This is a genomic window from Microvirga sp. GN3 (genome assembly GCF_055792825.1).
The window spans coordinates 24,149-50,147 of sequence record NZ_JBVVAK010000061.1; the positions used below are offsets into that span (position 1 = coordinate 24,149).

General features: G+C 63.6%; 24 protein-coding genes and 1 pseudogene. 14 read left to right on the forward strand and 11 right to left on the reverse strand.

Annotated features, from left to right (window positions below):
- Window positions 1–136: 136 nt before the first annotated feature.
- The 4 genes from ACS5Q1_RS25415 to ACS5Q1_RS25430 are packed head-to-tail and all read left to right on the forward strand — an operon-like array spanning window position 137 to window position 3,895.
- Window positions 137–784, forward strand: a complete 648-nt coding sequence (locus ACS5Q1_RS25415) for a TetR/AcrR family transcriptional regulator (protein WP_473100788.1) — start codon at window positions 137–139, stop codon at window positions 782–784.
- A complete protein-coding gene (locus ACS5Q1_RS25420; RefSeq protein ID WP_473100789.1) occupies window positions 781–1,767 on the forward strand; it encodes an HlyD family secretion protein in 987 nt (328 codons plus the stop codon). Before ACS5Q1_RS25415 ends, ACS5Q1_RS25420 begins: the two co-directional genes overlap by 4 nt.
- Window positions 1,764–2,726, forward strand: a complete 963-nt coding sequence (locus ACS5Q1_RS25425; RefSeq protein WP_473100790.1) for an ABC transporter ATP-binding protein — start codon at window positions 1,764–1,766, stop codon at window positions 2,724–2,726. The genes ACS5Q1_RS25420 and ACS5Q1_RS25425 overlap by 4 nt, the downstream gene beginning before the upstream one ends.
- Window positions 2,723–3,895 carry an ABC transporter permease gene (locus tag ACS5Q1_RS25430; RefSeq protein ID WP_473100791.1) on the forward strand — a complete coding sequence of 391 codons (1,173 nt, stop codon included), beginning with the start codon at window positions 2,723–2,725 and terminating at the stop codon, window positions 3,893–3,895. Before ACS5Q1_RS25425 ends, ACS5Q1_RS25430 begins: the two co-directional genes overlap by 4 nt.
- A gap of 160 nt (window positions 3,896–4,055) precedes the next feature.
- Here the strand turns inward: ACS5Q1_RS25430 and ACS5Q1_RS25435 are convergent, their stop codons facing one another.
- Complete coding sequence (locus ACS5Q1_RS25435; protein ID WP_473100792.1) at window positions 4,056–5,567, reverse strand: MDR family MFS transporter; 1,512 nt, start codon at window positions 5,565–5,567, stop codon at window positions 4,056–4,058.
- 196 nt (window positions 5,568–5,763) lie between these two features.
- On the opposite strand from ACS5Q1_RS25435, the gene ACS5Q1_RS25440 reads away from it, so the two are divergent.
- The 4 genes and pseudogenes from ACS5Q1_RS25440 to ACS5Q1_RS25455 all read left to right on the forward strand — a co-directional run bounded on the left by ACS5Q1_RS25440 (window position 5,764) and on the right by ACS5Q1_RS25455 (window position 9,084).
- Window positions 5,764–6,951 (forward strand): winged helix-turn-helix domain-containing protein, encoded by a 1,188-nt coding sequence (locus ACS5Q1_RS25440; protein ID WP_473100809.1) that lies wholly within the window; start codon window positions 5,764–5,766, stop codon window positions 6,949–6,951.
- Between the two features lie 165 nt (window positions 6,952–7,116).
- Window positions 7,117–7,869, forward strand: coding sequence for a phosphatase PAP2 family protein (locus ACS5Q1_RS25445; protein ID WP_473100793.1), 753 nt, complete (start codon window positions 7,117–7,119; stop codon window positions 7,867–7,869).
- Entirely contained in the window at window positions 7,866–8,414 is a 549-nt protein-coding gene (locus ACS5Q1_RS25450) for a regulatory protein RecX (RefSeq protein ID WP_473100794.1), read from the forward strand. The genes ACS5Q1_RS25445 and ACS5Q1_RS25450 overlap by 4 nt, the downstream gene beginning before the upstream one ends.
- Window positions 8,415–8,496: 82 nt before the next feature.
- Window positions 8,497–9,084, forward strand: a pseudogene (locus ACS5Q1_RS25455) (DUF2239 family protein).
- Window positions 9,085–9,102: 18 nt separating this feature from the next.
- Here the strand turns inward: ACS5Q1_RS25455 and ACS5Q1_RS25460 are convergent.
- Window positions 9,103–9,642 carry a GNAT family N-acetyltransferase gene (locus tag ACS5Q1_RS25460; protein ID WP_473100795.1) on the reverse strand — a complete coding sequence of 180 codons (540 nt, stop codon included), beginning with the start codon at window positions 9,640–9,642 and terminating at the stop codon, window positions 9,103–9,105.
- A 34-nt stretch (window positions 9,643–9,676) separates the two neighbouring features.
- Window positions 9,677–10,321, reverse strand: coding sequence for a DUF1345 domain-containing protein (locus ACS5Q1_RS25465; RefSeq protein ID WP_473100796.1), 645 nt, complete (start codon window positions 10,319–10,321; stop codon window positions 9,677–9,679).
- A 162-nt stretch (window positions 10,322–10,483) separates the two neighbouring features.
- On the opposite strand from ACS5Q1_RS25465, the gene ACS5Q1_RS25470 reads away from it, so the two are divergent.
- On the forward strand, window positions 10,484–10,906 hold the full coding sequence (locus ACS5Q1_RS25470) for an OsmC family protein (protein WP_473100797.1): 423 nt from the start codon (window positions 10,484–10,486) through the stop codon (window positions 10,904–10,906).
- 109 nt (window positions 10,907–11,015) lie between these two features.
- On the opposite strand, the gene ACS5Q1_RS25475 is transcribed toward ACS5Q1_RS25470, so the two are convergent.
- From ACS5Q1_RS25475 to ACS5Q1_RS25485, 3 genes are read right to left on the reverse strand one after another with little or no spacing between them, the layout of a single operon-like run.
- Window positions 11,016–11,999, reverse strand: a complete 984-nt coding sequence (locus ACS5Q1_RS25475; protein ID WP_473100798.1) for a TRAP transporter substrate-binding protein — start codon at window positions 11,997–11,999, stop codon at window positions 11,016–11,018.
- A gap of 31 nt (window positions 12,000–12,030) precedes the next feature.
- Window positions 12,031–13,338 (reverse strand): TRAP transporter large permease, encoded by a 1,308-nt coding sequence (locus ACS5Q1_RS25480; protein ID WP_203441742.1) that lies wholly within the window; start codon window positions 13,336–13,338, stop codon window positions 12,031–12,033.
- A 6-nt stretch (window positions 13,339–13,344) separates the two neighbouring features.
- A complete protein-coding gene (locus ACS5Q1_RS25485) occupies window positions 13,345–13,890 on the reverse strand; it encodes a TRAP transporter small permease (RefSeq protein ID WP_203441743.1) in 546 nt (181 codons plus the stop codon).
- A 204-nt stretch (window positions 13,891–14,094) separates the two neighbouring features.
- Here ACS5Q1_RS25485 and ACS5Q1_RS25490 point away from each other — a divergent pair, with 204 nt between their 5' ends.
- Entirely contained in the window at window positions 14,095–14,664 is a 570-nt protein-coding gene (locus ACS5Q1_RS25490; protein ID WP_203441744.1) for a PRC-barrel domain-containing protein, read from the forward strand.
- A gap of 54 nt (window positions 14,665–14,718) precedes the next feature.
- Here the strand turns inward: ACS5Q1_RS25490 and ACS5Q1_RS25495 are convergent, their stop codons facing one another.
- Entirely contained in the window at window positions 14,719–15,090 is a 372-nt protein-coding gene (locus tag ACS5Q1_RS25495; protein ID WP_473100799.1) for a ComEA family DNA-binding protein, read from the reverse strand.
- 234 nt (window positions 15,091–15,324) lie between these two features.
- Here ACS5Q1_RS25495 and ACS5Q1_RS25500 point away from each other — a divergent pair, with 234 nt between their 5' ends.
- The 4 genes from ACS5Q1_RS25500 to ACS5Q1_RS25515 all read left to right on the forward strand — a co-directional run bounded on the left by ACS5Q1_RS25500 (window position 15,325) and on the right by ACS5Q1_RS25515 (window position 21,028).
- Window positions 15,325–16,539 carry a putative DNA modification/repair radical SAM protein gene (locus ACS5Q1_RS25500; RefSeq protein ID WP_473100800.1) on the forward strand — a complete coding sequence of 405 codons (1,215 nt, stop codon included), beginning with the start codon at window positions 15,325–15,327 and terminating at the stop codon, window positions 16,537–16,539.
- 160 nt (window positions 16,540–16,699) lie between these two features.
- Window positions 16,700–18,142 carry a UdgX family uracil-DNA binding protein gene (locus tag ACS5Q1_RS25505; RefSeq protein WP_473100801.1) on the forward strand — a complete coding sequence of 481 codons (1,443 nt, stop codon included), beginning with the start codon at window positions 16,700–16,702 and terminating at the stop codon, window positions 18,140–18,142.
- A gap of 132 nt (window positions 18,143–18,274) precedes the next feature.
- Window positions 18,275–20,407 carry a transglycosylase domain-containing protein gene (locus tag ACS5Q1_RS25510; RefSeq protein WP_473100802.1) on the forward strand — a complete coding sequence of 711 codons (2,133 nt, stop codon included), beginning with the start codon at window positions 18,275–18,277 and terminating at the stop codon, window positions 20,405–20,407.
- Between the two features lie 270 nt (window positions 20,408–20,677).
- Window positions 20,678–21,028, forward strand: a complete 351-nt coding sequence (locus ACS5Q1_RS25515) for a DUF1330 domain-containing protein (RefSeq protein ID WP_473100803.1) — start codon at window positions 20,678–20,680, stop codon at window positions 21,026–21,028.
- Here ACS5Q1_RS25515 and ACS5Q1_RS25520 read toward each other — a convergent pair.
- The 4 genes from ACS5Q1_RS25520 to phaZ all read right to left on the reverse strand — a co-directional run.
- Window positions 21,013–22,212 carry a multidrug effflux MFS transporter gene (locus ACS5Q1_RS25520; protein WP_473100804.1) on the reverse strand — a complete coding sequence of 400 codons (1,200 nt, stop codon included), beginning with the start codon at window positions 22,210–22,212 and terminating at the stop codon, window positions 21,013–21,015. The two genes, ACS5Q1_RS25515 and ACS5Q1_RS25520, sit on opposite strands and share 16 nt — an antisense overlap.
- A 72-nt stretch (window positions 22,213–22,284) precedes the next feature.
- Complete coding sequence (locus tag ACS5Q1_RS25525; RefSeq protein ID WP_473100805.1) at window positions 22,285–23,970, reverse strand: methyl-accepting chemotaxis protein; 1,686 nt, start codon at window positions 23,968–23,970, stop codon at window positions 22,285–22,287.
- A gap of 392 nt (window positions 23,971–24,362) precedes the next feature.
- Complete coding sequence (locus tag ACS5Q1_RS25530) at window positions 24,363–25,106, reverse strand: M48 family metallopeptidase (protein WP_473100810.1); 744 nt, start codon at window positions 25,104–25,106, stop codon at window positions 24,363–24,365.
- A gap of 76 nt (window positions 25,107–25,182) precedes the next feature.
- Window positions 25,183–25,999: polyhydroxyalkanoate depolymerase (phaZ, locus tag ACS5Q1_RS25535; RefSeq protein ID WP_473100806.1), on the reverse strand; the 817-nt coding region annotated here is incomplete at its 5' end.

Here is a 25,999-nt window from a genome sequence, read left to right on the forward strand (position 1 = left end):
CCGCTCACGGGTTTCAGACCCGCCCGAACCTCACAATGGCCCCCACAAAGTCAGCCCGAGCGAAATCCGATTCGACTTCCGAATTGATTTTCCCTATAATGACTGCCCAGTCAGTCAATTGATTGGTGAGGATGTCGTGACGGCACGGCAGCAGACGAAACGGCGGGCTCCAGCCCGGAGCGAGAGCGAACGTCAGGCTAAGCTCCAGACGATCCTGGATGCCGCCCTCGACATCTTTCTGGAAAAGGGATTTGCGGATGCCCGCCTCGACGACGTGGCCGCCAGGGCGGGCGTCGCCAAGGGCACCCTTTACCTTTATGTGTCCTCCAAGCAGGCCCTGTTCGAGGCGCTGGTGCGCTCCGGCATCGGCGGTCCCGTCGGTCTCATCGAGCAGAAGATTCCGGATCCCGACCTCTCGGCCGAGGAGCAGCTCAGGGCGCTTTTCCATTTCTTGAGGACGGAGATCCTCGGTACGCGCCGTCGCGAGATCGTCCGCCTCCTCCTGATGGAAGCGAGCCGCTTTCCGGAACTGGCGGAGGTCTATCACCGCGAGGTGATTGCCCGGGGCTTAAGGATTCTGCGCGGTATCGCGGAGCGGGGAGTCGCCCGAGGCGAGTTCCGCTCCGATGAGATCGCGAGGTTTCCGCAGCTCGCCATTGCGCCCGGCCTCGTCGCCCTGCTCTGGACCAGCCTCTTCCAGCGCTTCGATCCCATCGATATCGAGGCGATGCTGGAAGCGCACCTGACGCTTCTGATGAAGGCGCTGAAAGGGCATCCGTCATGAAGGTCGCGCGGCTCATCGCCCTCGCCGTGCTGCTTCTCGCCGGGGGAACTGCCGCCTGGTTTTTCTGGCCGCGGTCGGACGGCACAACCCGCTTCCAGGGCTATGTCGAAGGCTATCTCGTCTTCATGGCGCCCGAGGAAGGTGGGCGCATCGATGAACTGACTGTCGATTCCGGAGATCGCGTGACGGAGGGCAAGCTTCTCTTCAGGCTCGACGCATCGGTGCAATCCGCGCAGCGCAACGAGGCCGACGCCAAACTGCAGCAGACCCGCGCGCAGCTTGCTAATCTTAAAGCAGCTCTCCAACGGCCAGAAGAGATCGCTGTTCTCGAAGCCCAGGAGGAACGCGCGCAGGCGCAACTCAGCCTGTCGCAAGTGGAACTCGACCGGCAGAGAACCCTGTTTGAGCGCGGCATCGCCGCAAAGGCGCAATACGATCAGGCGAGAACCGCCTTCGAACGCGACAAGGCCGCGCTGGCCGAAGTGCAGCGGCAGATCCAGGCCGGACAGATCGCGGGACGTTCGGGAGAGATCGGAGCGGCGGAAGCAGCCGTGCAGGCGAATGAGGCGGCTCTGGTGCAGGCGGAAACCCGCCTTGCCAAGCGCGAGGTGAAGGCCCCGTCCGATGCCCAGGTGCAGGACGTTTATTTTCGCGCCGGGGAGACGGTGAATGCCGGCCAGCCGGTGCTCGCGCTCCTGCCTCCGGCCAACCGTCGCATCCGCTTCTATGTGCCCGAGCCGTTGCTTGCCACCATCGCGCTTGGGCAGACAGTCGGCCTCACCTGCGACAGCTGCAAGGAGGGGCTCCAAGCCCGCATCAGCTTCATCTCCAACGAGGCAGAATTCACCCCGCCGGTGATCTTCAGCGAGCAGGAACGGGCAAAGCTGGTGTTCCGCGTCGAGGCTCGTCCCCTCGACGGAACCGATCTGCCCATCGGCCTGCCGGTGACGGTCACGCCCACCGAGCCTGGACCGCAATCATGACCCTGGATGCAGCCCCATCGCACCCTGTCGCGACGGAACCCGAGATCGTCATCGATGTCGAGGGGCTTACCAAATCCTTCGGTGGCCGCACTGTTGTGAAGAACCTCTCCATGCAGGTGCGGCGCGGGCTGATCTACGGCTTTCTCGGTCCCAATGGCAGCGGCAAGACCACGACCATCCGCATGCTGTGCGGATTGCTGACGCCCGACAGCGGGCACGGCACCTGCCTCGGCTACGACATCCTCACGCAATCGGCCGAGATCAAGCGTCACGTAGGCTACATGACGCAGAAATTCTCGCTCTATGCGGACCTGTCGATCCGCGAGAATCTCGAATTCGTCGCCAGGGTCTACAATCTCGAGGATCCGCGTCTAGCCGCGCGCAATGCGATCCAGCGACTCGGTCTCGAGAACCGCGCCGAGCAGCTAGCGGGCGAATTGTCGGGCGGCTGGAAGCAGCGTCTGGCGCTCGGCGCGTGCATCCTCCCCGAGCCGCAGCTTCTACTCCTCGACGAGCCGACCGCCGGCGTCGATCCGAAGGCACGCCGCGATTTCTGGGACGAGATCCATGCGCTCGCGCATGAGGGCATGACCGTGCTCGTCTCGACCCATTACATGGACGAGGCCGAGCGCTGTCACGAGATCGCCTACATCGCCTATGGCGAATTGCTGACGCAAGGCTCTGTTGCCGATGTCATCGCGAATGCGCATCTGGCGACCTACACCGTCACGGGCCCCGATCTTGCGGAACTCGCCGAACGCCTCAAGATGCTTGACGGCGTCGACATGGTCGCACCTTTCGGCATGGCGCTTCATGTGAGCGGGCGCGACAGCGAGAGGCTCGATGCAGCCACGAAGGAGCTGCGTGAGCGCGGGCCGCAGAAATGGGAGCCGGGCGAAGCGACGCTCGAGGACGTGTTCATCGATCTGATGAGCCGGTCGAAGGACAATTTCGGATGAGCGCCGGCATTAACGATGTCGACCGCCGCACGCGAGGTTTCAGGGCTTCGCTGATGCGCCTTCGCGCTGCCTTCATCAAGGAGTTCATCCAGCTGCGGCGCGACCGCATCACCTTTGCGATGATGATCATGATCCCGCTCCTGCAGCTCACCCTGTTCGGCTACGCAATCAACACCAGCCCGCGGCATCTCCCCACCGCCGTTCTCGTGCAGGATGACAGCGCGTTTGCACGCTCCTTCATCGCGGCGATGCGCGCCACCGATTATTTCGACATCTCCATATCGGCCACGAGCGAGGAGGATCTCGACCGCCTGATTCTCTCCGGCAAGGTGCTGTTCGGTGTGCAGATCCCGGCGCATTTCGGGCGCGATCTCATGCGCGGCGAGCGGCCCGCTCTTCTCGTCGTGGCCGATGCCGCCGATCCGACGGCGACGAGTGGTGCCGTTGCAGCCCTCCAGGGGCTCTCGGCGCAGGTCTTCTCCCGCGAACTCACCGGCCCTGCAGCAAACCTTGCGCCCCAGCCGCTGCCCTACGAATTACGCGTGCACCAGCGCTACAACCCGGCGGGCGAGACCCGCCTCAACATCGTGCCCGGTCTCATGGGCCTGATCCTGACACTCACCATGCTGGTCTTCACGGCTTTGTCCGTTACCCGGGAGATCGAGCGCGGCACGATGGAGAGCCTGCTTGCCATGCCGATCCGCCCGGTCGAGATCATGCTCGGCAAGATCACACCCTATCTGATGGTCGGCGGTGTGCAGATGACCATCATCCTTGTTGCCGCAAGGCTTCTGTTCAACATTCCGGTAATCGGGAACCTCTGGCTTCTCATCGGCCTGACGCTGCTGTTCATCCTGGCGAATCTATCGATCGGCTACACCTTCTCGACCATTGCCCAGAACCAGCTTCAGGCGATGCAGATGTCGTTCTTCTTCTTCCTGCCGAACATCCTGCTCTCCGGCTTCATGTTCCCCTTCAAGGGCATGCCCGGCTGGGCACAGGCCATCGGCGAGATCCTGCCGCTGACCCATTACCTGCGCATCGTGCGCGGAATCATGCTCAAGGGCGCGACCTTCACCGACCTGCAGACCGACGTTCTGGCGCTCGCGGTCTTCACTCTGTTCGCCATGGGCGTGGCGGTGGCGCGCTTCCGCCAGACGCTGGACTAGCGCATCGTGCGGACCCAGAGGGCTGCGTCAGCGACCCGTAGGGCCACGCCAGTGAAAAGTGGACCCGGTTTTCCGCACCAAACGATGCGCTGCTTAAGGGATTGAACATCGGAATTGATCCCAAAAGTGCAATCCACGTTTGGGTCTGATGCTCTGATGATCAATCGGCCACCGCCGCCTCGGCGGCCTTGATCGCGCTGCCGCGCAGGGGCCGCTCTTCGAGGGCGAGGAGAAAGGCGAGCGAAAGCCCGAAGCCGATGACGGCCGCCACGAACACGTAGCTGAACACGTCGGCCAGATCGACGCCGCTCTGGGCCGCGACCGCGCTCAGGGTCTCGAAGCTCATCGCGCCGCTCAGGCCTGACGCACCGAGCACGATGGCGCCGAAGATCGCCACGATGAAGGCACCGCCGAGCGACCGGAAGAAATTGGCCGTGCCGGTCGCGGTGCCCATCTGGTGCGGAGCGACCGCGTTCTGGGTCGTCACCATGGTGACGGGCAGGACCGTGCCCAGGCCCACGCTGATCACGGCCAAGATGATCTCGACGGTGAGGATGGACAGGGAGGATCCATAAACCGCGAGCACGCCCGTGGTCGCCATCGCCACGAGAAGACCGGCGGTGGGAAGCCGCTTGTAGTGCTTCACCTTCGCCATGCTGCGGCCGGACATGGTCGCACCGACCACCGTTCCGGCCATGAGCGGAATGAGCGCAAGACCCGATGCGCTCGCCGAGAGACCGCGCACGGCCTCGAAATAGACCGGCAGGTAGATGGTGAGCCCGATATAGGTGCCCATGGCGAAACAGGCGGCGAGCACGGCCATGCGCACCACGGGATTGTGCAGCACCCCCGGCGGGATCAGCGGCTCGGGCGCGAGGCGCATGCGAGTGGCGAACAGACCCCAGAGCGCGAGGGACAGGGCAAAGAGCCCGAGGATCGGCCAGGAGCCCCAGGGATAGCGCAACCCGCCCCAGCTCAGGGCCAACAGCATCGCCACGGTGGCCGCCACCAGGAGAAGCGCGCCGAGCAGATCGAGCTTGTGAGGGCGTTCGAAGCGCGGGAGCTTCTTCAGGGAGTGGAAGGCGATGGTGAGAGCGAGCAATCCAAGCGGCAGGTTGATCCAGAAGATGACCGACCAGTGCAGGTGCTCGGCGAAGAAGCCGCCCAGCACTGGGCCAAGCAGGCTCGAACTCATGAAGACGCTGGCGAAATAGACCTGATAGCGCCCGCGCTCCCGCGGCGCGACGATGTCGGCGATGATGGTCTGTGCCAGCGCGATCAGCCCACCGCCGCCGATGCCCTGCAGGCCGCGCGCCAGAATGAGGACGATCATGTTGGGTGCGAGCGCACAGGCAATGGAGCCGATGATGAAGATCACGATGCCGATCAGCATGGTGACGCGCCGGCCATAGGAATCGCTGAACTTGCCGTAGAGCGGTGTCACGGCCGTGGAGGTCAGAAGATAGACCGTCACGATCCAGGGCAGGTGCTCCAGATCGCCGAGTTCGCGGCCGATGGTGGGAAGCGCCGTCGCGATGATGGTCTGGTCGAGCGCCGCCAGGAACATGGCGAGCATCACGCCGAGGATGATCGTGCGGATTTCGGTGTGGCTCAAAGCAGGTGTCGGATTTCCCCGCAGGCTCTCGTTCGTTGACTGGTCCATCGTATCCATCGCGTGCCGGAGAACCCATCTAGAAGAGACAAAGCAGTTTTGTCCGACCCTCAGTTGCAGGGCAGATATGCGTTCGAACCACAGATTGATCTAAAGTATAAGGTCGATCCACAGGTTCCGCCTCTTTTCATCGTCAGGTGGAAATCTCGCCTCTGGCGTCGGCCAGCGATGTTCCACTATTGTTCGCGTCATGGCAATTCGCACCAAGTTCTCCCTTGCCCAAGCCCGGCGCATTGCGCTCGCCGCCCAGGGGTTTCACGAAAGCCGACCGAGCGCGGCGACCAAGCGCCATTTGAGCCGCGTGCTGCAACGCTCGCACCTGCTCCAGATCGATTCGGTCAATGTGCTGGTGCGGGCCCATTACATGCCGCTCTTCTCGCGAATCGGCGCCTATGACCGGGGCCTGCTAGAAAAGACTGCCTATAACCGCAAGAAACGCGAAGCCTTCGAATACTGGGGTCACGAGGCTTCGCTGATCCGGCTCGATCTGCAACCCTATTTCCGCTGGCGCATGGATCGCGCCAGGCGGGGCGAGGACATCTATGGCGGACTCGCCCGGTTCGGGCTGGAGAAACGCGCCTTCATCGAGGAGGTCCGCCGCGAAATCGCAATGCGCGGCCCCATGGCGGCGGGCGAGCTGTCCGGCAGTCATAAGGGGCAGGGCTCATGGTGGGGCTGGAGCGACGGAAAGCGGGCGCTGGAGTGGCTGTTCTGGGCCGGCGAGGTGACCACCGCCACGCGGCGCGGATTCGAACGCATCTACGACCTGCCCGAGCGGGCCCTGCCCTCCGAGATCGTGAACGCCCCGACACCGGCCGAAGACGAGGCGCAGCGCGAGCTGCTGCGGCTCTCCATCCGCTCGCTCGGCATCGCGTCCGAACGTTGCCTGCGCGACTATTTCCGCCTGGGACCGCGGGACGCGAAGGCGCGAATCCCCGAGCTCGTGGAGGCGGGCGATCTGGTCCCTGTCACCGTCGAGGGCTGGAACGGGCCGGTCTATCTCGACCCACAGGCCAAGATCCCGCGCCGCGTCGAGGCGAAAGCGCTTGTCTCGCCCTTCGACCCGATCGTCTGGGAGCGTACGCGCACGGAGCGGCTGTTCGATTTCCGCTACCGGATCGAGATCTACACACCAGCCGAGAAGCGCGAATTCGGCTATTACTGCCTGCCCTTCGTGCTCGGCGAGAAGATCGTCGCCCGCGTCGACCTCAAAGCCGACCGCGCCGCAGGCAATCTCATCGTGCACTCGATCCACCCGGAGGCGTCCGTTCCCCCAGACGAGATCGCACCCGCTCTCGGCGACGAGCTTCGCCTGATGGCCGAATGGCTCAACCTCGGCAGCATCACTGCGCCGAAGCCGTGGCGGAAGCGGCTGGAAGTGTGACCTACCGGGGTGTCATTCCCGGCCGGAGCGCAGCGAAGGGGAAGGGAATCCACTTGCAGGCACTGCTCTATGGATCCCCTTCCCTCGCCTTCGGCTCGCCGGGGATGACACGGGCAACTCTTCAACCCTCGTCAGACGTCTCAAACTTTCCTATCTCATGGGACCATGAACTCGCTTCTCGCCCCTGCCACGCGCCTGTGGCTTCGCCTGCGGCTCAATGAAATCGGCCCGCTTCTGTCCTTGTCCGCCTGCGGTTTCTTCGCCTGGGCCTTCATCTCGCTGGCCGACGAGGTGCGCGAGGGAGAGACCCACGCCATCGACAGCCAGCTTCTGCTCGCCCTGCGCGACCCGCAGAACCCGGCCAATCCGCTCGGGCCGTCCTGGGTCGAGGAGGCTGCGCGGGACATCACCGGCCTCGGCGGCTATGCCATCCTCACCTTCCTGACGCTTGCGACCCTTGCCTATCTCCTGATGATCGGCAAGCGCGGTGCAGCCCTTCTCGTGCTGTTTGCCATCGTCGGCGGGATGCTGATCTCCACCGGCCTCAAGATCGGTTTCGAGCGCCCCCGGCCGGATCTCGTGCCGCATGCGGCCCGCGTCTACACGGCAAGCTTTCCGAGCGGCCATGCCATGCTCTCCGCCATCACCTACCTGACCCTGGGAGCGCTTCTCGCCCGGGTCGAGAAGAGCAAACGCGTCAGCGCCTTCATCATGACGCTCGCCATCGTCGTGACCCTGCTCGTGGGCGTCAGCCGCGTCTATCTCGGCGTGCACTGGCCAAGCGACGTGCTTGCCGGCTGGACCGTCGGCGCGGCCTGGGCGGCTCTGTGCTGGTTCGTGGCCTTGCAGCTGCAACGGCGCGGCCAAGTGGAAAAGCCGGGCGAGAGCGCGCCCACATCCGACGCGAAGCCGGAATGACCCAGGACGACAAGCCGGCCCGCAAGCCGCCGCGAAAGGTCACGCCCGCCTATCTGCAGCGCGCGGCGCTCGCCTATCTCGAGCGCTATTCATCTTCCGCCGAGAACCTGCGCCGCGTGCTGCGGCGCAAGGTGGACAAGCGCTGCCGCCTGCGCGGCGAGGAACCGGCTGAGTTTCACGAGATGATCGACGAGGTGGTGGCCAAGAGCCTGCGCAGCGGCCTCATCGACGATAGCCGCTATGCCGAGGCCCGCGTCGCATCCTTACGCCGCCGCGGCGGCTCGGCCCGTGCAATCCAGGCCAAGCTCTCCGCCAAGGGCGTCGACCGCTCGACTATCGCCGCCGCCCTGGAAGGCGAGGAAGGCGACGAGCAAGAGGCCGCCCGCGCCTTCGCCCGCCGCCGCAAGCTCGGACCGTTCAGACCCGGCGAGCGGGCGCCCTATCGCGACAAGGATCTCGCCGCCATGGCGCGGGCCGGCTTTCGGTTCGACGTGGCGCGGGATGTGATCGACTCGGAGCAGGACGACGAGCCTGACATTTCATAGGCCGCTGTTTTACCCGGATATTATTGACAAGTTAATTTAACCCGGATAAAACTCGCCGACATTCGACAACGGCGAGGACATCATGGGCGATCCAATCAAGACATACACGGCCTTTGCGGGCCCGCGCCTGATCGCTTCGGGCCCCCTTGCCGCGGTTGCCAAGGCAACCAAGACCGTTCTCGACGAGGGCGAGAGCGCGCCGGTGCTCGTTCTCGACGACGAGACCTGTCGGGTCGTTGAGGTGGATTTTCGCGGCACGCCCGAAGATGTGCTGAAGCGGCTGGGTGAGGTTTCCGACAAGCCCGAGCCCCGCGGCCCGGGCCGGCCCAAGCTCGGCGTCGTTGCGCGAGAGGTGACCCTGCTGCCGCGGCATTGGGAATGGCTCAATGTCCAGCCTGGCGGTGCGTCCGTTGCGCTGCGCAAACTGGTCGAGGAAGCAAGGCGCAGCAACGAGTCCAAGGATCGCGTACGGCAGGCCCAGGAGGCGCTCTAGCGGTTCATGTCGACTCTCGCCGGTGATGAAGCCGGTTTTGAGGAAGCCTCGCGTGCGCTCTTTGCCGGAGATCGGAGACTGTTCAAGGCCTTGATCCAGCTCTGGCCGCAGGATCTTCGAGCCCACGCCGAGAAGCTTGCCGGCGCCGCATTCGCGAGCGAGTCGTCTGAGGCGTGAGGCGATAGAAGCGCGTGTCTATCGCACGAACATGATGGTCGGATTGCCCTTGTAGGTCGTGTGCTGCCATTCCCGGTAGCCGCATTTTTCCGCCACCCGGATCGATGGCGCGTTCTCGGGCGCGATGATGCAGGCCGTGCGCACGGGACCGAAATGCTTTTCGCCCCATGCGATGGCAGCCCGTGCGGCTTCCGTTGCATATCCTCTGCCATGGCTGTGAGGCGCCAGGACCCAGCCGATTTCCGGTACCCCATCGAGGGAGGGCTCGATCTCCCGCCGGAAATCAGCAAACCCGACCTCTCCCATGAAGCGATCGGTTCCCTTTTCGATGATGACCCAATAACCGAACCCCAGCAGGGCCCAATGTCCGGCATAGCGCAGCAACCTTGCCCAGACCTCCTCCTGCGTGGACGGCTTGCCGCCGATGAAGCGAGTCACCTCCGGGTTTGTCCAGAGAGCGAAGCAATCGGCGAAATCCTCCGCCTGATGGCCGCGCAGCATGAGGCGCTCGGTTTCGAGAACGGGCACTGTTTCGGAGAAGACGAGGGAAAGTGACATCGAGAAGCCTGGAGTTTTTGGCGCGAGGAATGTTCTAGAGCAATCCCGCGCCGACATTCACCGCCAACGCAAGAATCGTAGTGTTGAAGAGGAAGGCCAGGATCGTGTGGGCGAGCACCAAGCGGCGCATGCGCCGGGAGACGATCACCACGTCCGAGGTCTGCGCCGCTGCGCCGAGGTTGAACGAGAAATACAGGAAGTCCCAGTAATCGGGCTCACCCTTGCCCGGAAAGGCGAGCCCCTGTCGCTCTCCATCATCGCCGTAATATTCATGCGCGTAATGGATGGCATAGATCGTGTGCACGAAGAACCATGAACAGAGAATGGTGATGCCGGCGATGGTCAGGTGAAAGCCTTGCTGATCGGCCTGGCTATTGTGAATATTGGTCAACTCCACCGCGATGGCAGCCAGACTCGCGACGGACGCTGCAAGCGTCAATGCAAGCACGACGACCCCGCTTTCGTCCTCCTGCGTCGCACGCTCCTGCATCTGAGTCGTGGAGGAGCGCAGGGCCATCGTCCAGGCGAGGAAGAGATAGAAGGCAACACCGATATCCCAGCCCACGAGCATCCGCGAATTCGCCGGCCAGGACGACGGCAGAATGGCGAAGACCAGAAGCGTGACGACGGCGGAGCCGAGAAGCCGTGGACGCAGGCGGGCCTGGAGGGGGATAAGCATCGAGAACTCGCAAACCAAACCGAACGGGACCTCTGGAGCCTGACACGATCTGTCTTAGAGCATCGGATCGAAAAGTGGACTCCACTTGTGGGATCAAACCGATGCTCCACTTTTCCGCGCGATGCGCTAGATCACCAAGCCTATCCGCAAAAGGAGATCAGGATGAACCGCAAAGCAAGAGCCGTCTGGCAGGGCACGGGCAAGGATGGCACCGGACATCTCACCTCGGATTCCGGCGTCCTGTCAGCGACGCCCTATTCCTTCAAGACCCGGTTCGAGAACGAGAAGGGCACGAATCCCGAGGAACTGATCGCCGCCGCTCATGCCGGCTGCTTCACCATGGCCCTTGCCTTCCAGCTCCAGGGCGCCGGCTTCACGCCCACCGAGCTTGCCACCGAGGCGGTCGTCTCCCTCGAGCAGGAGGGCAGCGGCTTCACGATCAAGAAATCGGCCCTGACACTCAACGCCAACGTGCCGGGCATCGACCGCGCCAAGTTCGAGGAATTGGCCCGTGCGGCGGAGAAGAACTGCCCGGTCTCCAAAGTGCTCAACGCCGAAATCACGATGAATTTCACGCTAGCTTGAGTTTCCAATCCTCAACGTCATGGCCGGGCCTGTCCCGGCCATCCACGTCTTTAAGCGAGCAAGACGTGGATCCCCGGAACAAGTCCGGGGATGACGGGCAGGGGCAGGATTACATCGCCGCCTTCTTGTAGCTGTCGATGATCGCCTGTCCGTCGCTACCAGCCTTCTTCAGCCAGTCCTGCGTCAGCTGCTCGCCGACCTTCTGCAGACCCGACTTGAGCCCTGCACTTGGCGGCTGAACTTTCATGCCCTTCGAGGCCATCTGGTCGGTGTACCACTTGGTCTTTTCCTGAGCCAGCTTCCAGCCGCGTTCCTCCGCCGTCTTGGCGGCTTTCAACACGGCTTCCTGGGTCGGCTTGTCGAGGGCATCGAAGGCCGCCTTGTTGACGAAGGTCAGGTTCTTCGGAATCCAGGCCTGCGTGTCGTAGAAGTGCGAGAGCGATTCCCACACCTTCGAGTCGTAGCCGGTGGCGCCCGAGGTCATGAAGGTGTTGACGACGCCGGTGGCGAGCGCCTGCGGCAGGTCCGCCGCCTGCACCGTCACAGGCTGTGCGCCGACGAGCTCCGCAATGCGCGCGGTGCCGGGATTGTAGGAGCGCCACTTCACGCCCTTCAGATCCTCGACGGTGTTGATATCCTTCTTGGCGAAGATACCTTGCGGAGGCCACGGCACCGCAAAGAGCAGCATCAGACCCTGGCTCGCGAGCTTCTTCTCGACCGCCGGCTTCTGGACGTCCCAAAGCTTCTTCGCCTGATCGAAGGAGGTGGCGAGGAAGGGCACCACGTCGAGGCCGTAGACGGGATCCTCGTTCTCGTGCAGCGACATCAGCACCTCGCCGGCCTGGGCCTGCCCGGTCTGCACCGCGCGCTTGATCTCCGGCGCCTTGAACAGCGAGGCATTGCCGTGGACCGTGATCTGCAGCTTGCCGCTGGTGGCATCCGCCACGTCCTTGGCGAAGGCATTCAGGTTCTCGGTGTGGAAATTATCCGGCGGATAGGCGGCCGGCAGATTCCACTTGGTCTGTGCCATGGCGGGCGCTGCCACGAGCAGCGCGCCCGCGAGGGTCAGACCGAAGCGTGTCATGTGTCTCATCATCGTTCTCCTCTGGTTTTTATGAACGGATCTAATCCGGAAAGGCCATCTGCGGCAGCACCATCACGATCTGCGGGAACACGGTGATGATCGCGACCGCCGCGACGAGCAGGAAGAAGAACGGCAGTGCTGCGAGCGCCACCGTGTTCGAATCCTTGCCCGACATGGTCTGCAGCACGAAGAGGTTGAAGCCGACCGGCGGCGAGACCTCCGCCATCTCGACCACGAGAATGAGGAAGATGCCGAACCAGATCAGGTCGAAGCCTGCGGTCTTCACCATCGGGATCACCACCGCCGTCGTCAGCACGATCATGGAGATGCCGTCGAGGGCGGTGCCGAGCAGGATGTACATGATCGTCAGTGCGGCGATGAGCGCGTAAGGCGAGAGGTGCAGGCTGTCGACCCAGGTCGCGAGCGCCTGGGGAATGCCCGTATAGGCCATCGAGGTCGACATGAAGGAGGCACCGGCGAGAATCAGCATGATCATGCAGGTGATGCGCGTCGTGCCCATCACGCTGGCCCAGAACGATTCCCACGACAGCGAGCCCGACCACCACGCAATCGCCAGCGAGCCGAGCACGCCCCAGGCCGCGCATTCGGTGGCCGTGGCCCAGCCGAGCAGCAGGGTGAGGAAGACGAGCGTGATCAGCAAGGCCACGGGGATGAGATTGGTCGATTCCTTGATCTTCTCGCTAAGGCTCATCCTCGGTTCGGGCGGCGGCGATTTCTTCGGATTGAGCAGCGACCACACGGCGATGTAGCCGGAATAGAGCGCCATCACGAGCAGCCCCGGCAGGAAGCCCGCCAGAAAGATCTGGATGATCGAGACGTTGGCGGCGACCGCATAGACCACCATGGTGATCGACGGTGGAATGAGGATGCCGAGCGTGCCTGCACCGGCAAGCGAACCCAAGCTCACCGTCTCGTCGTAGCCACGCTTCTTCAATTCGGGCAATGCAATCTTGGCGACCGTCGCACAGGTTGCCGCCGATGAGCCGGACACGGACCCGAAGAGGCCGCAGGCGAGCACGTTCACGTGCATCAGCCGCCCCGGCAGCCAGTTGAGCCAGGGCGCGAGGCCGCGGAACATCTCCTCCGATAACCGCGTGCGGAACAGGATCTCGCCCATCCAGATGAAGAGCGGCAGCGCCGCGAGCGTCCAGGACGCGGAATTGCCCCAGATCGTGGTGGCGAGCACCGAGCCCGCCGGAATGCCGCCTCCGACAAACTGCATGCCGACCCAGCCGCAGGCCATGAGCGCGATCGCGATCCACACGCCGCCGGCAAGCAGCACTGCGAGGAACAAGAGCAGCAGGCCCGAAATCTCGATGAGTTCCATCTGGCCTTACACTCCGCTCTGGATCGCGCGCTCCACCACCTCTTCGGCAGTGGTGGCAGGCGGCTTCTCGTAACGCGGATCGCCGCCGCGCAGCACATGGATGAACTCGTCGACGAAGGCGATGAACAGGATCACGAGGCCGGTGGCGTAACCGATCTGCGGGATCCAGAGCGGGATCGCCAGAACGCCCTGGGCCATGTCGTTGAAGCGCCAGCTGTCATAGGTGAGCACCACCGCATGCCAGGCGAAAAAGCCGACGAAGCAAAGGCCGATCACGAGCGCAAACATCTCGAACCACCAGCGGGCGCGTCCCCGCAGGCGGTCGGTGATCAGCCCGACCCGGATCATCTCGCCGGAGCGAAAGGTATGGGCCAAGCCCAGGAAGGCCATCGCGGCCATGGACCAGGAGGCGAGATCGTCGCCTGCGGGAATGTTGATGCCGACGCCTCGCCCGAGGGACAGGCCCATCATGAGGAGAAAGATGATGAGGAGAAAAACGCCAGCGAGGTAGCCAGCGAAAAGATAAAGGCCGTCGAGGAAGGTTCGGATCATGCGGTCCGTGTCAAAAGATCGACGAGAAAGCGTAGCCGAGTTTAGGACCATTCACGGCAGGAGCAAGGGGGGTCCTTAATGCCGCGCTGCACAGACATTCAGCAAAGCCTGCGACACTACCCGTCTTCCTGACAGAACCAATCGCCAACTTCGCCGTTGAGAGGTCAGATGCGATCGTGCGTCACATAAAATCAGGAGGAATACATGGCTTCCAAACATCTCATGATGGCGCTTCTCGGCACGGCTCTGCTGTCGGTGCCCGCTCTCGCCCAAACGCAATCGCCCAGCTCGCCCGCGAGCCCGAGCGCCGCTTCGTCGTCCACCATGTCCACGGGCAACTGGATGACCCAGGAGCGGCCGGGCCAATGGCGCGCCTCCAAGATCGAAGGCTTGAACGTCTACAACGAAGGCAACGAGAAGATCGGCGACATTCGCGAATTGCTGGTGGATCAGAGCGGCCGGATCGAGGCCGTCGTGGTCGGCGTCGGTGGCTTCCTCGGCATGGGTGAACATGACGTGGCCGTTCCTTTCGACCAGATCAAGTTCGTCAACGAGCCGCGCGCGGCTGCGACCGCGGCGAACACCGCCCCTCCTGGGGCAGCCGGCACAACGACGGGCGCCACCACAAGCGCCCCGACAACGACAGGTTCGACTGCGACGACGGCTCCGGCCGCGCCTGCGGACACCATGAATCGGGCGGCCCCGGATCATGCTCTCCTGAACATGACCAAGGATCAGCTCAAGGCTGCGCCGGAATTCAAGTACAGCCGCTAAGCCCTCTCGCTGGAGTGAGAAAGGGGCCCGATGGGCCCCTTTCTTATTGGCTGCTTACGATTTCTGGTGTGCGATGATCCGGTCCTTGATCGCATCATAGGCATTCTGCGGAATGATCTTCCTGTCCACGAGTTCGTTCTTGGCCTTGTACGGGCGGCCCTTGATGATCGCATCCGCCCGGGCCGAGCCGATCTGGGGAAGCTTGTCGAGCTGATCCTTGGGCGCGGTATTGATATCGAGCAGAGCGCTGGTGGAGGCTGTCGTGTGGGGCATAGGCTTGGCTGTGCCCGCCGGGGCCGTGCTGGTCATTGGTGGCTTCGCCGCTGTGCCGGATGGAGCCGCACCTGGAGCCGCCGTCTGCGCGAAAGCGGGTGAGACGAGCAACGAGCCGAGAGCGAGCAAAGTTCCGATTTGAGACAGACGCATGGAAATCTCCTTCGATGGCCGGGTTGTTCCCGAAGGCCTTCACCCGGCATCATCCAAGTCCAAAATTAGCGCACAGTTAGACTTGGATGCTCTATAGACTTAGATGCTCTATTCTCCTTGGTTCAGCTTCCGGTTTCACAACCGCACGATGCGACCTCCCGCCCCTCCCAGCGACGCTCGCCATCGTCTCACCTTCATGCTAGAACAAAACAGGAACAATTCTGCGAAAGACCCATGGACGAGAAGCTTAGCCGGAAGCTGCGCATCCTGGCGGATGCGGCGAAATACGATGCCTCCTGCTCCTCCTCCGGTGCGCCCAAGCGCAACGCGGATGTAGGAGGCTTAGGCTCGACGGTCGGAACCGGCATCTGCCACGCCTACACGCCGGACGGGCGCTGCGTGTCGCTGTTAAAAATCCTGCTCACCAATTACTGCCTGTTCGACTGCGCCTATTGCGTGAACCGGCGCTCGTCCAACGTGAAGCGGGCGAAGTTTTCCGTCGACGAGGTGGTGACGCTCACGATCGAGTTCTACAAGCGCAACTATATCGAGGGCCTGTTTCTCTCCTCCGGCATCATCCGCTCGCCCGACCATACCATGGAGCAGATGCTGCTGGTGGCGAAGAAGCTGCGGCGCGACCACGGCTTTCGCGGCTATATCCATTTGAAGATGATTCCCGAAGCGAGTCCCTGGCTCATCGAGGAGGCGGGCCTGTGGGCCGACCGCCTGTCGATCAATCTCGAACTGCCGACGGAAAAGAGCCTGGAGCGGCTGGCACCGGAGAAGGACGGTGCTTCCATCGAGAGCGCCATGGCGCAGATGTTCGAGCGCATCGAGGAGGCGCGCGAGGAACATCGTCATTTCTCACCCGCGGGTCAGACGACACAGATGATCGTCGGTGCCGACGAGACCACGGATGCGGACGTCTTACGCACCTCGGCCAAGCTCTACGGCCATTACGACATGAAGCGCGTCTATTACTCCGCCTTCAGCCCGATCCTGGATTCGAGCGCGATCCTGCCGCTGAAATCGCCGCCGCTGATGCGCGAGAGCCGATTGTATCAGGCCGATTGGCTGCTGCGCTATTACGGCTTCGACGTGGACGAGATTGCGTCGAGCGGTGAGAAGGGCATGCTTGATCTCGACATCGACCCCAAGCTCGCCTGGGCGCTCAAAAACCGCCACCGCTTTCCCGTCGATGTGAACTGCGCCGAGCGCGAGATGCTGCTGCGTGTGCCAGGCCTCGGCGCGCAGGCGGTCGACAAGATCGTGGTGGCCCGCAGGCACACGGCCTTGCGGCTCGACGACATCGCCCGTCTCACCTCGGGGCTGAAACGCGCCAAACCCTTCCTCATCACGGCCGATCATCATCCAAGAGCGAAGCTCGACCAACTCGGCCTGCGCGAGCGGCTGATCGAGAAGCCGGAACAGTTGAGCTTGTTCGGATGAATCAACCAACGAACTGTCATTCCGGGGCCGCGCAGCGGAGCCCGGAATCCATAAACACGACGGCATTCAAGGTATCGGCTGCGCTTCTTCCTTCATCGTTAGCGGTTATGGTTTCCGGGCTCTCGTTTCACTCGCCCCGGAATGACAGTGGAGAACACCCATGACACTCCACCGCATCACCCTGAAGGCCGGCGCCGATCTCCACGCCTTCCGCAAGGCCGTGCGCTGGCTGATCGCGGAGGAGCTGGCGCCGCAGCATGTCGTCTTCGAGATCGATGAGGCGCCTGCCCTCTTCGGTCGCGATGTCGCTGGCGACGCGCCGCCAGTGTCGATCCCGAAGGGCATCGCACGATTGATCGAGCAGGTCGTCTGTCACAGCGATCCAGAGCGCTATGCCCAGCTCTACCAGCTCGTCTGGCGGGTGCTGAACGGCGAGCGCAATCTTCTCGAGATCGCCAGCGATCCGCTGGTCCACCGCATCGACCTGATGGCGCGCTCCGTGCGGCGCGACCTGCACAAGATGCACGCCTTCGTGCGCTTCCGCCGAATGGGAGGCGAGGATCTCGAACGCTTCGCTGCCTGGTTCGAGCCGGAGCATTTCATCCTGGAGGCGGCAGCGCCCTTCTTTGTCGACCGCTTCCGCTCGATGGACTGGACCATTCTCACGCCCATCGGCTCCGTGCGCTGGGACCGCGCGGCCCTGACCTTTGGCCCGCCAGCGCGGCGCGAGGATGCGCCGGCCGAGGACAGCTTCGAGGAGGGCTGGCGCGGCTATTACGAGAGCGTGTTCAATCCGGCACGGGTCAACCCGACCGCCATGCGCGCCGAAATGCCGAAGAAGTACTGGCGCAACATGCCCGAGACCGCCGCGATTCCCGGTCTGATCCAAACCGCCGCCCAGCGCGTTGACCGGATGATCGAACAGGAGGCGACGATGCCTACCAAACGCACCCCCGAGCGTGCTCTTGAAGCCATGTGGGATCAGGAGCCGAAGAGCTTGAAGGAGCTCAACGCCATCATTGCCAAGGCCGGACCGCTCGTGCCGGGCGCAACCCAGGCGGTGTTCGGCGAGGGTCCGACCCATGCCGAGATCGTTTTCGTCGGCGAGCAGCCGGGCGATCAGGAGGATGTGCAGGGGCGGCCCTTCGTGGGTCCTGCCGGCAAGCTCTTCACCAAGGCGATGACGGAGGCTGAGATCGACCGCAAAGATGTCTACCTCACCAATGCGGTGAAGCACTTCAAATTCGAGCAGCGCGGCCAAAGGCGCATCCATTCCAAGCCGACCGCCGGCGAGGTGAAGCATTACCGGCCCTGGCTGATGAAGGAACTGGAACTGGTGAAGCCCAAGCTCGTGGTGGCGCTGGGTGGCACAGCGCTTCTGGCACTGACCGGAAAATCCACGCCGATCTCCCGCTCGCGCGGCCGTGCCCGGTTCGGGCCGTATGAGGGCTACGTCACCGTGCACCCATCCTACCTGCTGCGCCTGCCCGACGAGGCGACGAAGCGGGAGGCCTATGAGGCGTTTCTCAACGACCTGCGCCGCATTCACGATCTCGCCCAGGCCGATCTGGAGACGGGAGAGCTGCCGCTGGCGGCAGAGTAGGGCATTCTTGCAACAGGTCCGGAGCCAAGGTGTTAACCCCCGTTAACTGCCCCTTAAACCGCCACAATTAGGGTCTCCAGAGCATGAAAGGCCAGACGATATACCGGCCATATCGATGCGGGGTTTTTAGAGGTGGCGAACGGACGTGATCGGCGCGAGCCGGTCTTCGATGCACCCGCTGGGGAAGCGGGGGAGCTGGACTTTCGCCTCTCGCCCGAAGACCGGGCAGGGGGAACAATGGCGCGCAGGCGAGCTTCTTCGAACGGCGGCGATGGGCCGCGCCGCGTCGCCAAGCCGAAGAAAGCCAAGCGCAAAGGCGGCCGTTCCCTCTTCAGCAAGCTTGTCTATGCCGGTGTCGTGCTGTGCCTCTGGGGCGTCATCGCCATCGGTGGCGTGGTGGCCTATTACGCCTCGCAGCTGCCGCCCATCGACCAGCTCACAGTGCCGAAAAGGCCGCCGAACATCGCCATCATGGCAAGCGACGGCTCGCTTCTCGCCAATCGCGGCGAGACCGGCGGACGCACCGTCACGCTGAAAGAACTGCCGCCCTATCTGCCGAAGGCCTTCGTGGCCATCGAGGACCGGCGCTTCTATGACCATTTCGGCATCGATCCCGTCGGCATCTCCCGCGCGATCTATCGCAATCTCTCCCGCAGCGGCGGCCTTCAGGGCGGCTCGACCTTGACGCAGCAGCTCGCCAAGAACCTGTTTCTGACCCAGGAACGCACCGCCTCGCGCAAGATCCAGGAGGCGATCCTGGCGCTCTGGCTCGAGCGTAACTATTCGAAGGACCAGATCCTCGAGCTCTATCTCAACCGGGTCTATTTCGGCGCCGGCGCCTATGGCGTCGAGGCGGCCGCCCAGCGCTATTATGGCAAGTCGGCCCGCAACGTGTCGCTCTCGGAAGCGGCCGTGCTCGCGGGCCTCGTGCAATCGCCGTCGCGCCTTGCGCCCAACCGAAACCCTGAGCGGGCGCAGGCCCGCGCGGAACTCGTGATCGCGGCCATGAACGAGCTCGGCTTCATCACGCCGGGCATGACCAAGACCGCGCTCGGCACACCGGCCGAGCCGGTGCGCCCGAACGGCGCGGGCTCCGCCAATTACGCGGCCGATTACGTGATGGACGTGCTCGACGATTTCGTCGGCAATGTCGAATCCGATATCGTGGTCTCGACCACCGTCGAACCCACCATGCAGGCGGCGGCCGAGCGCGTTCTCGTGGACGAGCTCAACGCCAAGGGCCAGAAGTTCAACGTGAGCCAAGGCGCCTTCGTGGCCCTGCAGCCGGACGGCGCCGTCAAGGCGCTGGTGGGCGGCCGCAATTACGAGACGAGCCAGTTCAACCGGGCCACGGCCGCGCGGCGCCAGCCGGGCTCGTCCTTCAAGCCCTTCGTCTATCTCACCGCCGTAGAGAAGGGCTACACGCCCGACATGGTTCTGGAAGACGGCCCGGTCAATTATGGCGGCTGGGCGCCGAAGAATTACGACCGCAAGTACCGCGGCCCCATCGCCATGCGCGATGCGCTGGCGCTCTCGCTCAACACCATCGCGGTCAAGCTCAACATGGAGGTCGGGCCGAAGAACGTGGTGCAGACGGCGCAGCGTCTCGGCATCTCCTCGCCGCTCCAGGCCAACGGTTCGCTCGCGCTCGGCACCTCGGAGGTCACGCCGCTCGAACTGGTCAGCGCCTATGCGGCCTTCGCCAATGGCGGCATCGGCGTCGTGCCTTACGTGATCACCCAGGTGAAGACCACGGACGGCAAGCTCGTCTACAAGCGTCCGAACTCCGGCGGTCTCGGCCGTGTCATCGATTCGGGCGTCGTCGCGATGATGAACGAGATGATGCACAACACCTTCGTCATCGGCACCGCGCAGAAGGCGCAGGTGCCCGGCTGGTCGCTCGCCGGCAAGACCGGAACGACCGACGATTACAAGGATGCATGGTTCGTCGGCTTCTCCGGCAATCTCGTCGCCGGCGTCTGGCTCGGCAACGACGACGGCACGCTGACCAAGCGCGTCACCGGCGGCAACCTGCCGACTGAGGTCTGGCACAACTTCATGCAGATTGCCTTGAAGGACAAACAGCCCGTCGCGCTGCCCGGCAGCGAGCGGTTCCGCACCCCATCGGGCCCGGCGGTCGCCAGCGCCGGACAGGATCCGCGTTACGCCAACGCCGGCGAGAACGGCTGGATCCCGCCGCAGCCTGCCCCCCAGCGCCGTGCCAGCCGCGAGAAGAATTTCTTCGAGAAGCTGTTCGGGCTTTAGCGCCGGTCTTCTCATACACCGCACTGTCATTCCGGGGCGGCTCGTCAGAGCCGAGCCCGGAATCCATAAACACGGTGTTTCAAGAATGAGTGATCACCGGCGCACTTCTTCCTGCAACGTTAGCGGTTATGGATTCCGGGCTCGCACCAAAGGTGCGCCCCGGAATGACAGAGGAGTGAGTTGAGATAACCCGCAAACCATTACGTGTCACGTAATCGCCAGCGCTCCCTGCTCCCGGCATGCTCGCTCCATCGAATGAAGGAGCAACCCATGTCCACTTATGCCATCGGCCACCTGCACGACGTTAATCTCGGTCCCGACATCATCGAATATCTGCGTCGCATCGACGAAACCCTAGCCCCGTACGGCGGGCGTTTCATCATCCACGGCGGATCCGTGACGGTGGCGGAGGGATCCTGGTCGGGCGACTTGATCGTGATCGCGTTTCCGGACAAGGCGAGCGCTGGCGCGTGGTACGATTCCCCGGCCTATCGGCAGATCCTGCCGCTTCGGACAAACAATTCCAGAGGCGATGTGTTCTTCATCGACGGCGTTTCGGCCGATCACAAAGCGACCGATATCCTGGCCGATATCCCGATGATGGATCAGCCCTTGGGCTGATGCTCCCGCGCCCGTCCCGTCGCCAGGAACAGGGCAAGCGCCAGCAGGCCGGTCGTTGCGATGGTGGCGGGCAGAGGGATCGCGGAGGCATCGAGATTGCGGCCCAACAGAATTCCGACGATGGCCGCAAAGGTCATCTGGCAGATGCCGAGCAGCGACGAGGCCGCACCGGCACGATCGGGAAAAGGCATCAGCGCCGAGGCCATGGATTGCGGCATGGTAAGGCCGACGCCGATGCCATAGATCGCCATTGGCGCGCTGATGCTTAACGATGACGGAACGCCCGCCAGCACGAGAGCCAGCATGGTGACGCCGCCGAGCGCCAGACACGTCACGCCAAGCCTGATCGTGCCGTCGAGCCCATAACGGCCGACGAAATGCTGCGCCAGCATGGTGCCCGTCATGAAGCCCGCCACCACGAAGGTGAAGGAAAAGGCGAAGGACAATTCATCGAGACCGTAGATCTTCTGCAGCACGAAAGACGAGCCGGAGATGAAGGCGAAGAGCCCGCCATAGGTGAGCATCGACAAGCCCACATAGGTCCGGTAGCCGGCGTGTCCCAGCAGGAGCCTGAATCCGCGCAGGATCGCCGCAAACGAGATCGGCACATCCGATTTCTTGCGAATGCTCTCCGGCATGCGAAACAGGATCGTGGCGGCGAGCGCCACGCCGAACAGGATCATCACGCCGAAGGTCACACGCCAGCCGGTGAAGCGCTCGATGACGCCGCCAAGAACGGGAGCAGCGGCGGGCACCACGCCCATGATCGTGCCCATGCGCGACAACTCACGGCCTGCGCGCGGCCCCTCGTAGAAATCGCGAACGATAGCGCGCCCGAGCACGATTGGGCCCGACGCGCCGAGCGCCTGGAGGAAGCGTGCGCCGATCAGGGTTTCGATGTTGGGCGAGAGCGCGCAGATCAGGCTCGCGAGGGTGAAAAGCCCGAGCCCGAAGAGCAGCACGGGCTTGCGTCCGATCCGGTCGGAGATCGGCCCGTAAAAGAACTGCCCTGCGGCAAAGCCGAGCAGGAAGGCGGACAGCGTGAGCTGCGTCTGTCCCGTGGTGGCCTCAAGCCCCGACGCAATCGCCGGCAGCGACGGCAGATACATATCCGTCGAGAGTGGCCCGAGCGCGGTCAGAAGCGCCAGGACGATTGTGAGGGCCAGCGTATCGGGCTTGAGCATGAGAGAGGTTCAACAATGACAGGCACGCCGGGTTAAGCCCAAACGGCGTTCCTGTCATCTGTTTTAGGCGCTTTAAGCAGCGCGGACGGTTGCCAGGAAGTCGTTGACCTGATGGCGCAGGTGCTCGGCCTGGCTCACGAGTGCCGAAGACGATGTCAGCACCTGATGGGCCGCCACCTCCGTTTCCTCGGCCACCTGGGCGACCCTGTTGATGTTGGCCGTCACCTCGCCCGTTCCCGCAGAAGCCTGATTCACGGAAGTGACGATCTCCTGCGTGGCGGCGCCCTGCTGGTCCACCGCCATGGCGATGCTGTCCGAAACATCGCTCATCGCCTGGATGCGGTGAGTGATGCCGTTGATGGCCTCCACGGCCTGCGCGGTCGAGGCCTGGATCGCGGCGATCTGGCTCGAAATATCGGCGGTCGCCTTCGAGGTCTGGTCGGCGAGAGACTTTACCTCGGTCGCCACCACGGCGAAGCCGCGGCCGGCCTCCCCGGCACGGGCGGCCTCGATGGTGGCGTTGAGCGCCAGAAGGTTCGTCTGGCCGGCGATGGCCGAGATCATGTCGATCACCGCGCCGACCCGATCGGCGGCAGTGCTCAGCTGCGAGACGATCTCCGTCGTCAGGGTCGCGGCCTGCACGGCCTCGCGGGACATGACGGCGGATTGCTCGACCTGACGGCTGATCTCGCTCACGGACGCGCCGAGCTCTTCCGTGGCGCTCGACATGGCGAGCACGTTGGCCGAGGTCTGTTCGGCGGCCGCGGCAACGGCCGTGGAGCGCGAGGAGGTCGCCTGAGCGGAATTCGTCAGCTGCTCCGCGGTCGATTGCATGCGGCCGGCGGCCGTCGAGACCGACTGGATGATCTCGCCGATGGCGTTGTCGAAGGTCTCGGCCAGCTCGGTCATCATCCGCTTGCGCTGAACCTCAGAGGCCTCGCGGGCCTGCACCGCCTCGTGCTCGAGCGCCTTGTTGCGGACCATGCGATCCTTGAACACCTGCACGGTCTCGATCATCTGGCCGATGTCGCGGCTGCGATTGCCGGAGGGCAGTTCGACCGCAAGATCGTCATTCGCCAGACGGCGCATGACCGAGGTCAGGTTGCGCAGAGGCGACACGATGCTGAACCGCGTCATCAGCAGGCTGATCAGCACGCCGAGGACGATACCGATGGCGGCAACGCCGATCTGAAGCCTGATGGCGGCATTCGCGCCCTGTTCGGCGGTCGCGCGCATGTCGGCGAGCTTCTTCGCCGTGTAGGTGCTGTACGCCTTCACCGTGTCGGTGACATTGCGCTGTGAGGCCAGACCCTTCTCGACCTCGGCGTTCATGATCGCCTGATCGCTGCCCTTGTCGGAGGCCGCCACCTTGATCATGGAGCGGATGACGTCGAAATAGGCGTTCAGCGCAGCCCGCGTCTGATCGAGCAGGGTCTTTTCCTGCGAATCCGCGACAGCTTCGAGCATCTTGAAGCGGTCGAGCATCTCTTTCGTACGGCGGTCGGCCTCGGTGCTGAAATCGGACGCCTTGTTCGGCTGCTGCGCGACCTGATAGGTCATCCGGCTGATGGCGATGATGTCGACGCGCAGATCCATCGCCTCGCGCGCGGCCTCTTCGCGCAGGCCGACGATTTCCATCGCGTCCTTGAGCTTGGACGTCTCGCGCCAGCCCACCACGGCGATCATGGCGGCGACGAGCCCCATGAGAGAAACAACCGCAATCACCTTCTGCGGAATCGAAAAATTCTTCAGTGCCATTGAAATCATGCCCCTGCAGACCGGCCCGCCTTCCAGCTCTGGGAGGATGGCTGGATTGGCACGCAAGCGGTCTATTGCCCTAACGTCATGTCTCTGGGGGCGATGGTTAAAAAAGCGATAAATTGTTCAATGGAAACAAAGGGATTGAGGATGGGGCGTTCCGAGATCGCGATCCTCTATGTCATTCCCGGCCGGAGCGTAGCGGAGGGGAATCCACTTGCAGGCGCTTGGCGCTATGGATCCCCTTTCCTCGCCTGCGGCTCGCCGGGGATGACACCCTGCACGTCATGACGGGCTTGTCCTGGCTATCCCGGTTCTGAAAAGCGCTTCAATCCATCGGGATCACCATCCCGATCCCGACGGGCTGCCGGGATGACACGGCGCGGCGGCCCTCACCCGATCCGATGCAGGGCGCTGCCGTAGGTCTTGAGCCATTCCTCCGCCTCGTCCGTGCGCGGGCAGAGCTGGTGGGTGAGCTTCCAGAAGCGGTGGGAATGGTTGAGTTCGCGCAGGTGCGCCACCTCGTGGGCGGCGAGATAATCGAGCACGAAGGGCGGGGCCATGATCAGCCGCCAGGAGAAGTTGAGTGCCCCATTGGCCGAGCAGGAACCCCAGCGACTCTTCGTGTCGCGCACGGTGATGCGCTTGGCCGGCACGCCGAGCTGGGCGGTATGCTTCTTCACGGCCACGGCAAAGTCACGTCTGGCCTCGGTTTCGAGGAAATCCCGCACCCGCCGGGCCACATGGGCCACCTCGCCGGCAACCGCGATGATCGGCTCGCCCGCGCCGCCCCTGGTCGCCTGAGTCACACCCCGGACGGACGACCAATGGACGATCCGGTGGGGGATGCCGCGAAAGGGCACGAGGGCGCCCGGCTCGAAGAGGACCCGCTCCGGCACCTTGGCGAGCCGGGTGGCGATCCATTGGCTGTGGCTGTCGGCGAATTTCTGGGCCAGGCCCACATCGGTGCGCTCGGGGATCGAGAGCACGACCTCGCCGGTCGCGTTGGAGATGCGCAGCGTGATCCGCTTCGCAGTCGGACGGCGTTTGAGGGCCACCTTGAAGGGATGTCCCTCATGGAAAACTTTGAGATGAGGAGGGTCCGCAGGAACGCGGCGGAACAGGGCGGATTTCATGTCCGCAATCTGCCCCATCAGCTCGATTCTGTCAGCGGAGCCGTTTGCCGCTCCTAGGAACGCATCAAGAACAGGTTCAGGCTCTTGACGGCTTCCCCCGGACTGGTTCTCGATTGTGATTCTCAATGAATTCAACGATTCGAGGAGCGATCTGAGCCCTGAAACGAGAACCGTTGAAGACGCCATAGTGACCGACCCCGGTCTGCAGGTGATAGAGTTTCTTGTCCGAGGGAAGGTTAGGGGTCAAGTCCAGGGCCGCAAGGGTCTGGCCTACGCCCGAGATGTCGTCCCGTTCGCCCTCGACCGCCATGATGGCGCAGCGCCGGATGGCCATGAGGTCCACGGGCTGATCCCGATGCATCATCTCGCCCTTGGGCAGCTCGTGGTTCACGAAGACCTTCTCGATTGTCTGCAGGTAAAACTCGGCGGTCAGGTCCATGACGGCGAGGTACTCGTCGTAGAAGTCGCGGTGCTTCTCGGCCGAATCGCCGTCGCCGTCGACGAGATGGTTGAACATCTCGTAATGGGCGCTGAGGTGCCGGTCGATGTTCATGGCCATGAAGCCGGACAACTGCTGGAAGCCCGGATAGACGTCGCGCCAGAAGCCCGGATGGGACGGGGGCACCTTGGTGATACAGTGCCGACGGAACCACTCGATGCCGCGCTCCTCCGCCAGCCGGTTCACGGCCGTGGGCGAGCGGCGGGTGTCGATGGGTCCGCCCATGAGGATCATGGAGCGTGGAATGAAGGGATCGTTCTCGGCCTCGAGGCGGGCGACCGCCGCCATCACCGGCACGGCCGGCTGGCACACGGCCATCACGCTGAGGTTCGGCCCGAGCTTGCGGACCATGGCCTTGAGATAATCGATGTAATCGTCGAGGTCGAAAGCGCCC